Source organism: Actinotalea ferrariae CF5-4 (assembly GCF_000603945.1).
Lineage (GTDB): Bacteria > Actinomycetota > Actinomycetes > Actinomycetales > Cellulomonadaceae > Actinotalea > Actinotalea ferrariae.
In genome coordinates, this window is sequence record NZ_AXCW01000145.1 from 1 (window position 1) to 10,385 (window position 10,385).

Genomic DNA, 10,385 nt, shown 5'->3' on the forward strand with positions numbered 1-10,385 from the left:
GTCCCGCGCGGCGCGCACGCGCGCCGCGACCACGGCGCTCGCCTCACCGCCCGCGGCGGGCTCCCGCCGCACGCGCGTCACCGGCAGGACGTCGACCTGGACGTCCACGCGGTCCAGGAGCGGACCGGACAGCCGCGAGAAGTACCTCCGACGCTCCAGGGAGGTGCAGGAGCAGTCGGCCCCCTTCCCCACGGCCTTCCCGCACGGGCACGGGTTGGCCGCCAGGACCAGCTGGAACCGGGCCGGGAAGCGCGCCGCGCCGGCCGCCCGGTGGATGACGAGCTCGCCCTGCTCCAGCGGCTGCCGCAGGGTCTGCAGGACGCGGGGGGAGAACTCCGGCGCCTCGTCCAGGAAGAGCACCCCACGGTGGGCCCGGGAGGCCGCACCCGGGCGGGGCACACCGCTCCCGCCCCCGACGACGGAGGCCGGCGTCGCGGTGTGGTGGGGGTCCTCGAAGGGCGGGCGCCGCAGGAGGCCGTCCCCGGGCCGGAAGGTGCCGGACACCGAGTGGACCGCCGTCACCTCCACGGCCTCGGCCTCGTCCAGGTCCGGCAGCAGCCCGGTGAGCCGGGACGCGAGCATCGTCTTGCCGGTGCCCGGCGGGCCGACCATGAGCAGGTGGTGGCCCCCCGCGGCGGCGACCTCGAGCGCCCACCGCGCGTCCTCCTGGCCGACGACGTCAGCCAGGTCGGAGGGGACCGGCGCAGCGCACGCGGCCTGCTCGGCCGGGACCGGGACGACGTCCGCGTCGTCCGGCGGCAGGTCCGCACCGTGCCGGCGCAGCACGTCACCGAGCGTCACGGCCCCCACCACGTCGGCCCCCGGCACGAGGCGGGCCTCGGCCACGTTGCCGTGCGGCACCACGACCGTCGCCCGGCCGGCGGCGACCGACGCCGCGACGGCGGGCAGCACGCCGCGGACCGGCCGCAGCCTGCCGTCGAGCCCGAGCTCGCCCAGATGGGTCGCCGCGGCGACCCGGTGGGGGTCGCACACCCCGGCGCCGGCGAGGGTGGCCACCGCGACGGCCAGGTCGAAGGCGGCGCCCGCCTTGGGGAGCGCCGCGGGCGAGAGGTTGACGGTGATCCTCCGCTGCGGCCAGGGCACGCCCGACGACGACACGGCCGCCCGGACCCGGTCCCGCGACTCGGCCAGCGAGGCGTCCGGGAGCCCGACGAGGGTGAAGCCCGGGACGGACGCAGCCAGGTGCGCCTCGACCTCCACGACGTGGCCGGTGAGGCCGACGAGGGCGACCGCCGTGGTCCGGCCCAGGCCGGTCACAGCACGCCGCGCAGGTGCTCGACGGTGGCGGCGCCGCGCCGGGACGTCCGCACGGCGACCACGTCGACCCGCACGCTGGCGGGGCGCAGCTCGTGCTCGTGCAGCCACTCCCCCGCCAGCCGACGCAGCCGCGCGAGCTTGACCGCGGTGACCGCCTCGGCCGGGTGCCCGAAGCCGTCCCCGCTGCGGGTCTTCACCTCCACGACGACGAGCTCGTCGCCCTCGAGCGCGACGACGTCGAGCTCACCCGCCCGGCCGCGCCAGTTGCGGTCCAGCACCTCCCAGCCCGACGCCAGCAGGTGCGTGACAGCGACCTGCTCCCCGTACCTGCCCACTGCGTCCTTGGCGCGCACGCGACCACCTCCGCGCCCACCCTGGGACGCCGGGCGCTCGGGGGTCGGCGGGGACCGGCCCGGCTGGGGAGGACGGCGGCGGTGGTCGCCCTGGGGACGACCGGCGCGTCAGCGGCGGAAGCCGCCGCCGTCCGGGACGTCGAGGTCGGACTTGGCCAGCTCCTCCACGTTGACGTCCTTGAACGTCACGACGCGGACGGACTTGACGAAGCGTGCGCTGCGGTAGACGTCCCACACCCAGGCGTCGGCCAGCGCTAGCTCGAAGTAGACCTCCCCCGCGGCGGACCGGACCTGCAGATCGACCTGGTTGGCCAGGTAGAAGCGGCGCTCGGTCTCCACGACGTACGCGAAGAGGTTCACGACGTCCCGGTACTCGCGGTAGAGCGCGAGCTCCATGTCCGTCTCGTAGTTCTCCAGGTCCTCGGCGCTCACGCGTCCATCATCGCCCATCCGCGGGGTCCGGCCGTCCGCTCGTCGTCGGCCGACGGCGCCGCGTCGTCCGGCCCGACGGGCAGGCGCCAGCTGGTGCGGTGCAGCGTCGAGGGACCCAGCCGGCGCAGCGCCCCGACGTGCTCGGCCGAGCCGTAGCCCTTGTTCTCGTGCCAGCCGTACGCGGGGTGCTCGCGGGAGAGCTCCACCATGAGCGCGTCGCGGCGGCACTTCGCCAGCACGCTCGCGGCCGCGACGGAGGCGCAGCGCTGGTCCGCCTTGACCCTCGTCCGCACGGCGATCCGCGACCACGGGTCCGCGCCGTCGGCCGCCGGGGTGCCGCCCACCGGTACTGCGCCGGCTGCGGGGTCCGCGGCCGGCGCCAGGTCCCCGCCCGCTGCGAGGTCCGGGCCCTCCGCGCCGAACAGGTCGAGCTCCGCGGGCGCGGTGAGCCAGTCGTGGGAGCCGTCGAGGAGGACGAGGTCGACGGGGATCCCCAGCGCGCCGAGGGCGCGGCGCCCCGCCAGACGCAGCGCGGCGACGATCCCGTACCGGTCGATCTCGTCCGGTCCCGCGTGCCCGGTGGCACGCGCCAGGCCCCACCGGCTGATGGCGGGCAGCAACCGCTCGCGGGCGGCGGGCGTCAGCAGCTTGGAGTCCGCGACTCCCTGGGGGCACGTGCGCGTGCTCAGGTCGACGGCGACGGCGCCCACCGTGACCGGCCCGGCGAGCGCACCACGGCCGACCTCGTCCATCCCGACGACCACCCGCGCGCCGCTGCGCAGCAGCGCACGCTCCAGGCGCAGGTCCGGCCGCGGTCCGTTCCGGGTCGTCACGGCTCCGGGACCTCCTCGAAGACGGCGCCCGGGCTCCGGAGCAGCTGCCAGCGGTCGACGGGCCACACCGTCACGAAGGCGACCCCGACGACGTTGTCGACCGGGATGCTGCCCCCGCCCGGCGACCCCTGCTTGTACCGGGAGTCCTGGGAGTTCTGCCGGTTGTCGCCCATGACCCACAGGCTCCCGGCCGGCACCGTCGTGGTGAAGTCGACCTCGGAGGGTCGCGCGCCCTCCGCCAGGTAGGACTCGTCCAGGGGCACCCCGTTGACCGTGACGCGGCCCTCGGCGTCGCAGCACGCCACCTCGTCCCCGGGCAGCCCGACGACGCGCTTGATGAGGTCCTCGCCCGAGTCCTGCGGGAGGAGACCGACGTAGGTGAGGACGTCCGTCGTGCGCTGGCGCCACACGGGCTGGGGTGCGGCCGTCGTCTCGGGCAGCCACCCGCCCGGGTCCTTGAACACGACGACGTCGCCGCGGCTGAGGTCCAGGGGCCCCGGGGCGAGCTTGGAGACGAGGACCCGGTCGCCCACGAGGAGCGTCTGCTCCATCGAGCTGCTCGGGATGAAGAAGGCCTGCACGAGGTAGGTCTTGATGACCAGGGAGAGCACCAGCGCGCTCACGACGATGATGACCGTCTCCCGCAGCCAGGCCCCGAGACCACCGGAACGCCGTTCCTCGGGAGCCGGGCCGTCTGCGGTGTCGGCGGGCTCGCGGGGGTGGCGGGACGTCACGGCCACCACTGTGCCATGACCGGCAGCCGCTCCGAGGCCGCGACCGGCCGTCGGGCCGCGGGGGCCCGGACGCCGACGGGCGGCCACTCCGAGGAGTGACCGCCCGTCGCGACGTCGTCCGGCGTCACTTGGGCGCCGGGGTCTCGCGCTTCTCCTTGATCTTGGCCTTCTTGCCGCGGAGCGCGCGCAGGTAGTACAGCTTCGCGCGACGGACGTCACCGCGGGTGACGACCTCGATCGACTCCAGGGTCGGGGAGTGCACCGGGAACGTGCGCTCGACGCCGACACCGAAACTGATCTTGCGGACCGTGAAGGTCTCGCGGACGCCGCCGCCCTGGCGACGGATGACGACACCCTGGAACGCCTGCACGCGGGAGCGGGTGCCCTCGACGACCTTGACGTTGACCTTGACGGTGTCGCCCGGGCGGAACCCCGGGATGTCGGACCGCAGCGAGGCCGCGTCGACCGAGTCGAGAATGTGCATGCTGGTCTCCTCCGCCCTGCCACAGGTCAGGCACGTCGTCACGGGCAGCGGCGCTGCCACGTCGGATCGGGTGGTGCACGGCCCGGGGGCCAGGCCGTGGGTCGTCTCCCCTGTGGCAGAGACGCGGCCGACGTACACCGACCGGCCATTCTGCCACAGCGCCCGCTCTCAGACGGACGTGGGGCCGTCCTGCGGGGGTCGGACGCCGTCGTCGTCCGTGCTCCAGCCGAGGGCCGCGAGGAGACGTCGGTCGTCCGCGTCGAGGGCGTCGGCCGGCAGGCGCGCCACGAGGTCCGGCCGGCGCTCCGCGGTGCGCTCGAGCGCGCGGTCGCGGCGCCACCGGGCGATCCGCGCGTGGTGACCGCTGAGGAGCACCTCGGGCACGTCGTGGCCCCGCCACTGCGGCGGGCGCGTGTAGACGGGGTACTCCAGCAGCCCGGCGGCTCCGTGGGACTCCTCCACCAGCGAGTCGGGGTTGCCGACCACGCCGGGCAGGAGCCGGGCGACCGCCTCGACGACGACGAGCGCGGCCACCTCTCCCCCGTTGAGCACGTAGTCACCGAGGGAGACCTCGGTGACCGGGACACCGCGCGCCCGGTAGTGCTCCGCGACACGGGCGTCGATGCCCTCGTAGCGGCCGCAGGCCACGACGAGCCTGGGGACCGCCGCGAGGCGCTCGGCCGTGCGCTGGGTGAAGCGCTCGCCCGACGGCGTGGGGACGAGGAGCTCGACGGCGCCGTCGTCGCCCAGCAGCCCGTCGAGGGCCTCCCCCCACACGTCCGGGCGCATGACCATCCCCGCCCCGCCGCCGATCGGTGTGTCGTCGACGGTGCGGTGCCGGTCGGTCGTCCACGTCCGCAGGTCGTGGACCCGCAGGTCGAGCAGGCCGGCCCGGTGCGCCTTGCCCACCAGGGACAGCTCGAGCGGTGCCAGGTACTCGGGGAAGATCGTGACGACGTCGATGCGCACGTCAGGCCTCGTCGGACCCGGGCGCGTCCGCGTCGACCACCGCGTCGACCACCGCGTCGTCCACCGCGCCATCCACCGCGTCGGCGGCCAGGAGCCCGTGCGGGGCGTCGACGACGACGCGGCCACCGGGGACGTCCACGACGGGCACGATGGCGCGGACGAACGGGACGAGCGTCCGGGCACCGTCGGGCTCGCGCAGCACGAGCGCGTCCTGGGCCGGCAGGTGCTCCAGGCCGACGACCTCGCCGACGACGGTGCCGTCGGGGCGCTCCGCCCGCAGCCCCACCAGCTCGTGCGGGTACCAGGCGTCGTCCTCGTCGGACACGTCCGCCTCGACGACGAGCTCGACCCCCCGCACCTCCTCGGCGCGCGTCCGGTCCGTGACCTCCTCGAAGGTCGCGTGCCACCGGCCGTTGAGGACCCGGGTCGCGCGGACGGTCAGCGGCCCGACGGCGGCCGGGACGGTCTGCAGGACGGCCCCGACGGCGAAGCGGTCCTCCGGACGGTCGGTGCGCACGTCCAGGGCGATCTCGCCCCGCAGTCCGTGGGGGCGGCCGAGGGTCGCGACGGTGAGCTGCATCGTGCTCCGTTCCCGTGTCACCGGACGCCGGCCCGGTGCGGGCGTCGTCGGCGTCCTGCTGAGGACGGCGGAGGCCCGGCCCCCGTGGGGACCGGGCCTCCGCCGCGATGTCCTGCTGGTCAGCGCCGGTCGACGTCCACGACGTCGACGCGGACCGACCCCTGCGGCGCGAGAGCGCCGACGACCGTGCGCAGGGCACGGGCCGTCCGGCCGTTGCGGCCGATCACCCGGCCGAGGTCCGACGGGTGCACCCGGACCTCGAGGAGCTCCCCGCGACGCAGCGACCGCGCGTTCACCCGGACCTCGTCCGGGTGGTCGACGATGCCGCGCACGAGGTGCTCCAGGGCGTCGGCGAGCATCAGGCCTGCTCCTCCGCGGCGTCGGCCGACTCGGCCTCGGACGCCTCGGGCGCCTCGGCGACGGGCGCGGCGGCCTTCTTCTCGGACGCCTTGGCCTTCGCCTTCTCGGCGGCGTCGGCAGCAGCCTTCACGGCCGCGGCCGCGGCCTCGTCACCGCCGGTGCGGTCCTTGACGCGCAGGGTGCCCTCGGCACCCGGCAGGCCCTTGAACTTCTGCCAGTCACCCGTGACCTTGAGGATCGCGAGGACCTGCTCGGTGGGCTGAGCGCCGACGCCGAGCCAGTACTGGGCCCGGTCGGACTGCACCTCCATGAGCGAAGGCTCCTCGGTCGGGTGGTACTTGCCGATCTCCTCGATGACACGGCCGTCGCGCTTGGTGCGCGAGTCCGCGACGACGATGCGGTAGTACGGCGCCCGGATCTTGCCGAGACGCTTCAGACGGATCTTGACGGCCACTGTGGTGGTCTCTCCTGGTTTCTGCTGGGGAGGTCGTCGGGCACCGGCCCGTGGGGTAGGCGGTGTCGACGACCGGGGACGCGGACCCCGGTCGGGTAGAGGGGCCGACCGGGCCGAGTACAGCGGGTCATTCTGCCAGACGTCGCGGCCCTCCGTCGCACGGCTCAGGCGACGAGGCCCCCGCGCAGGACGACGGCGCTCGGCGCGCCCAGCACCGCCACGTCGTCGCGCGGGTCGGACGGGTAGACGACGAGGTCGGCGGACGCGCCCTCCTCCAGCCCCGGGACGCCCAGGAGCTCGCGCGCGCGCCAGCTCGCGGCCGCCACGACCTCGGCGGCGGGGACACCGGCGCGCACCACCTCTGCGGCCTCGTCGGGGAGCCGCCCGTGGGCGATCGTGCCCCCCGCGTCCGAGCCGAGCAGCAGCCGCACGCCGGCGTCGTGCAGGTCGCGGACGTGCTCGTAGCGGCGCGCGTGCATGCGCCGCATCCGCGCCGCGAACCGGGGGAACCGGTCCCCCGCCTGCTCCGCGAACCCGGCGAAGTTCGCCACCTGGACCAGGGTCGGCACCACGGGGATCCCCCGCCGGGCGACCTCGTCGATCATCTCCGGGACCAGGCCCGTGCCGTGCTCGAGGCAGTCCACGCCGGCGGCGAGGAGCCCGGGCAGCGCCTCGGTCGCGAAGGTGTGGGCCGTGACGCGCGCCCCCGCGTCGTGCGCGGCGCGGACGGCCGCCCCGAGCACGTCGTCCGGCCAGAGCGGGACGAGGTCCGCCTCCGGGCCCAGGTCCCGGTCGATCCAGTCCGCGACGACCTTCACCCAGCCGTCCCCGCGGGCCGCCTCCTCGGCCACCGCCGAGGGGAGGTCCTCGACCGCGTCGAGCTCGCGGCCGTACCCGCGCAGGTACCGCCTCGGCCGCGCCAGGTGGCGTCCGGCCCGCACGACCCGCGGCAGGTCCGGGCGGTCGTCGATCCACCGGGTGTCCGAGGGCGACCCGGCGTCCCGGACCAGGAGCGTGCCCGCGTCACGGTCGGCGCGCGCCTGCGCCTCCGCCGTGACCCGGTCGACGGGGCCGTCCGGGCCCAGGCCGATGTGGCAGTGCAGGTCGACCAGGCCCGGCAGTGCCCAGCCCTCGAGCGTGACGACGTCGGCGGACCGCCGGCCGCTCGGGGGCGCGAAGGTGACGCGGCCCCCGACCACCCACAGCTCGTCGACCGCCCGCTCGTCGTCGAGGAGCACCCGCCCGCGCACGTGCAGCACCGGTGCCCGGGCACCGGTCCTCGCACCGCCCGCGGGCGGGTACGCGCCGGGTCCTGGCCCCGAGGGCTGCCCGCTCATCGCCCGAGGAACTTCTCCAGGCCCGGCGGGAGGTCCAGCGACGCCGGGTCGGCCGAGGTCGGCGCCGGGCGGTCCAGCCCGAAGGCGGAGCCGGGTGCACCGGCGGGCTTCTTCCCCGCGGCGCGCTCCAGCGCCTCCCGCTCCTGCTGGGCACGCAGGGCGGGGTTGCCGGACTTGCCCTTGGCCTTCTTCGGCAGCGGCGCCATCTTGCCCCGGGACTTCTTGCCGCCCAGGCCCGGCAGCCGGCCCATGCCGCCCATCCCGGGCAGGCCCGCGCCGCGGGCCATCTGCTTCATCATCACCTGGGCCGAGGCGAACCGCTCCAGCAGCTGGTTGACGTCGGCAGAGGTGCTGCCCGAGCCGCGGGCGATCCGGCTCCGCCGGGACCCGTTGATGATCTTCGGGTTCTGCCGCTCCGCCGGCGTCATCGACCGGACGATGGCCTCGATCCGGTCGACCTCGCGCTCGTCGAAGTTCTCGATGGCGTCCCGCATCTCGCCCATGCCCGGGAGCATCCCGAGCATCTTCTTCATGGAGCCCATCTGACGCAGGCCCTGCATCTGGACGAGGAAGTCCTCGAGCGTGAAGTCCTCGCCGCTGGCGAGCTTGCCGGCCATCGCCTCGGCCTGCTCGGCGTCGAACGCCTTCTCGGCCTGCTCGATGAGGGACAGGACGTCACCCATGTCGAGGATGCGGCCGGCCATCCGGTCGGGGTGGAACACCTCGAAGTCGGTGAGCTTCTCACCGGTCGAGGCGAACAGGATCGGCCGACCGGTGACGGACGCCACCGAGAGCGCCGCGCCACCGCGGGCGTCACCGTCGAGCTTGGACAGGACGACGCCGGTGAAGCCGACCCCGTCGGCGAACGCCTGGGCCGTCGCGACGGCGTCCTGGCCGATCATCGCGTCGATGACGAACAGGATCTCGTCGGGGTCCACCGCGTCCCGGATGTCCGCGGCCTGCTGCATCATCTCCGCGTCGACACCGAGGCGGCCGGCGGTGTCGACGATGAGGACGTCGTGCTGGCGGGTGCGCGCGGCCGCGAGGCCGTCCCGCGCGACCGCGACCGGGTCCCCCGGCGCGGCGGTCAGCGAGCCGTCGCTGCCCTCCTGCGTGCCGGGGTGGGGCGCGAAGACCGGCACGCCTGCGCGCTCACCGACGACCTGGAGCTGGGTGACGGCGTTGGGGCGCTGGAGGTCCGCGGCGACGAGCAGCGGGGTGTGACCCTTCTCGCGCAGGTGGCGCGCGAGCTTCCCGGCGAGCGTCGTCTTGCCCGCACCCTGCAGGCCCGCGAGGAGGATGACGGTCGGCGGGGTCTTCGCGAACCGCAGCGGGCGCTGCTCGCCCCCGAGCACGGAGATCAGCTCGTCGTTGACGACCTTGACCACCTGCTGGGCGGGGTTGAGCGCCCCCGACACCTCGGAGGACAGGGCGCGCTCGCGCACCTTGCCGGTGAACTCCCGCACGACGGGGACGGCGACGTCGGCGTCGAGGAGCGCGCGGCGGATCTCGCGCACCGTGGCGTCGATGTCCGCCTCGGAGAGCCGGCCCTTGGTGCGCAGGTTCTTGAACGTCGACGTCAGGCGGTCGGACAGCGTGGCGAACACGGGACCTCACCGGTGGTACGGGCACGGAAGCCCCCAGGGTACCCGCGCGCCCCCGACGACGACCTCCGGGCGACCTGGGGGCGACCTGGGGGCGCCCCGGGGGCGACCCGGGGGCGACCTCCGGGCCCTCGCCGAGCGGCCGTCGTGCGGGTCAGGTGCCGGCGAGCGCCGCCTCCGCCCGGCGGGTCAGGTCGTCGACCAGCCGGGCGCGCCACGGGGTCCATGCCGTCGGGCCGGCCGCCGACGCGTCCGCCTCGGTGAGCGCCCGGAGGCACAGCAGGAGGTCCCGGCGGTGGTCCACGGCCTCGAGCAGCGCCCCGACCGTCGCCGGGTCGTCGGGGTCCTGCGTCGTGGCGAGGTCCGCGAGGGTGAGGTGGTGCCGCACCAGCAGCCTGACGTCCGCCGTCACCGCTGCGTCCAGACCCGTCCGGGCGCCGATCGCCGGGACGAGCGCGGCACCCTCGACGCTGTGGTCCGTCGCGCCGGCGCGCTTGCCGATGTCGTGCAGCAGCGCGGCGAGCAGGAGGACCTCCGGCGCGGGGACGGCACGCCGGGCGCGGCCCGCCCGGGCGACCGTCTCGACGAGGTGCCGGTCCACCGTGTGCCGGTGGACGGGCGAGCGCTGGGGCCGGTTCCGCACGGCCGCCCACTCCGGCAGCCAGCGCGTGACGACGCCCGCCAGGTCGAGCGTCTCCCAGACCGGCACCTGCGCGGGGCCGGTGGCCAGGAGCTGGAGGAAGTGGGCCAGCGCGGGCGCCGGCCACGGCTCGGGCAGGTCGGGGGTCCGCGCCAGGCTCTCGACGGTGACCGGTGACAGCGCCAGGCCCAGCCGGGCCGACGTCGCGGCGGCGCGCAGCCCGAGCAGCGCGTCGTCCTCGGGGCGCACCCCTGCCGCCAGGACGAGCTCGCCGTCGTGCTCGACGAGGCCCTCGCCGACCGAGCGCAGCCGGGGCGCGACGCGGCG

At 75.8% G+C, this 10,385-nt stretch carries 13 protein-coding genes; all 13 read right to left on the reverse strand.

Features of this window, described 5'->3' with window-relative positions; translation table 11 throughout:
* Positions 1–1,278, reverse strand: a 1,278-nt coding sequence (locus N866_RS12635) for a YifB family Mg chelatase-like AAA ATPase (RefSeq protein WP_034226842.1), incomplete at its 3' end; no start/stop codon positions are given.
* A complete protein-coding gene (locus tag N866_RS12640) occupies positions 1,275–1,631 on the reverse strand; it encodes a YraN family protein (RefSeq protein WP_034226843.1) in 357 nt (118 codons plus the stop codon). The genes N866_RS12635 and N866_RS12640, both read right to left, overlap by 4 nt.
* 108 nt (positions 1,632–1,739) lie before the next feature.
* Positions 1,740–2,063: a DUF2469 domain-containing protein gene (locus tag N866_RS12645; protein ID WP_034226845.1), complete on the reverse strand. Its 324-nt coding sequence runs from the start codon at positions 2,061–2,063 to the stop codon at positions 1,740–1,742.
* Complete coding sequence (locus N866_RS12650; protein WP_052023010.1) at positions 2,060–2,896, reverse strand: ribonuclease HII; 837 nt, start codon at positions 2,894–2,896, stop codon at positions 2,060–2,062. The genes N866_RS12645 and N866_RS12650 overlap by 4 nt, the downstream gene beginning before the upstream one ends.
* The gene (gene lepB / locus N866_RS12655) at positions 2,893–3,630 is read right to left on the reverse strand and encodes a signal peptidase I (RefSeq protein WP_245612582.1); all 738 of its coding nucleotides are present in this window, start codon (positions 3,628–3,630) and stop codon (positions 2,893–2,895) included. The genes N866_RS12650 and lepB overlap by 4 nt, the downstream gene beginning before the upstream one ends.
* 124 nt (positions 3,631–3,754) lie before the next feature.
* Positions 3,755–4,114 carry a 50S ribosomal protein L19 gene (rplS, locus tag N866_RS12660; protein ID WP_034226847.1) on the reverse strand — a complete coding sequence of 120 codons (360 nt, stop codon included), beginning with the start codon at positions 4,112–4,114 and terminating at the stop codon, positions 3,755–3,757.
* 168 nt (positions 4,115–4,282) lie between these two features.
* The gene (gene trmD, locus N866_RS12665) at positions 4,283–5,083 is read right to left on the reverse strand and encodes a tRNA (guanosine(37)-N1)-methyltransferase TrmD (RefSeq protein ID WP_034226848.1); all 801 of its coding nucleotides are present in this window, start codon (positions 5,081–5,083) and stop codon (positions 4,283–4,285) included.
* A gap of 1 nt (position 5,084) precedes the next feature.
* Positions 5,085–5,663 carry a ribosome maturation factor RimM gene (gene rimM, locus N866_RS12670; protein WP_052023011.1) on the reverse strand — a complete coding sequence of 193 codons (579 nt, stop codon included), beginning with the start codon at positions 5,661–5,663 and terminating at the stop codon, positions 5,085–5,087.
* Positions 5,664–5,782: 119 nt separating this feature from the next.
* Positions 5,783–6,022: an RNA-binding protein gene (locus N866_RS12675; RefSeq protein ID WP_034226849.1), complete on the reverse strand. Its 240-nt coding sequence runs from the start codon at positions 6,020–6,022 to the stop codon at positions 5,783–5,785.
* Complete coding sequence (gene rpsP, locus N866_RS12680; protein ID WP_034226851.1) at positions 6,022–6,477, reverse strand: 30S ribosomal protein S16; 456 nt, start codon at positions 6,475–6,477, stop codon at positions 6,022–6,024. The genes N866_RS12675 and rpsP overlap by 1 nt, the downstream gene beginning before the upstream one ends.
* Positions 6,478–6,641: 164 nt before the next feature.
* Positions 6,642–7,814 (reverse strand): amidohydrolase family protein, encoded by a 1,173-nt coding sequence (locus N866_RS12685; RefSeq protein ID WP_081802620.1) that lies wholly within the window; start codon positions 7,812–7,814, stop codon positions 6,642–6,644.
* Positions 7,811–9,421, reverse strand: coding sequence for a signal recognition particle protein (gene ffh, locus N866_RS12690; protein WP_034226856.1), 1,611 nt, complete (start codon positions 9,419–9,421; stop codon positions 7,811–7,813). Before ffh ends, N866_RS12685 begins: the two co-directional genes overlap by 4 nt.
* Positions 9,422–9,572: 151 nt before the next feature.
* Positions 9,573–10,385 (reverse strand): HD domain-containing protein (locus N866_RS12695; RefSeq protein ID WP_034226858.1); only part of this gene is annotated, 813 nt, incomplete at its 5' end.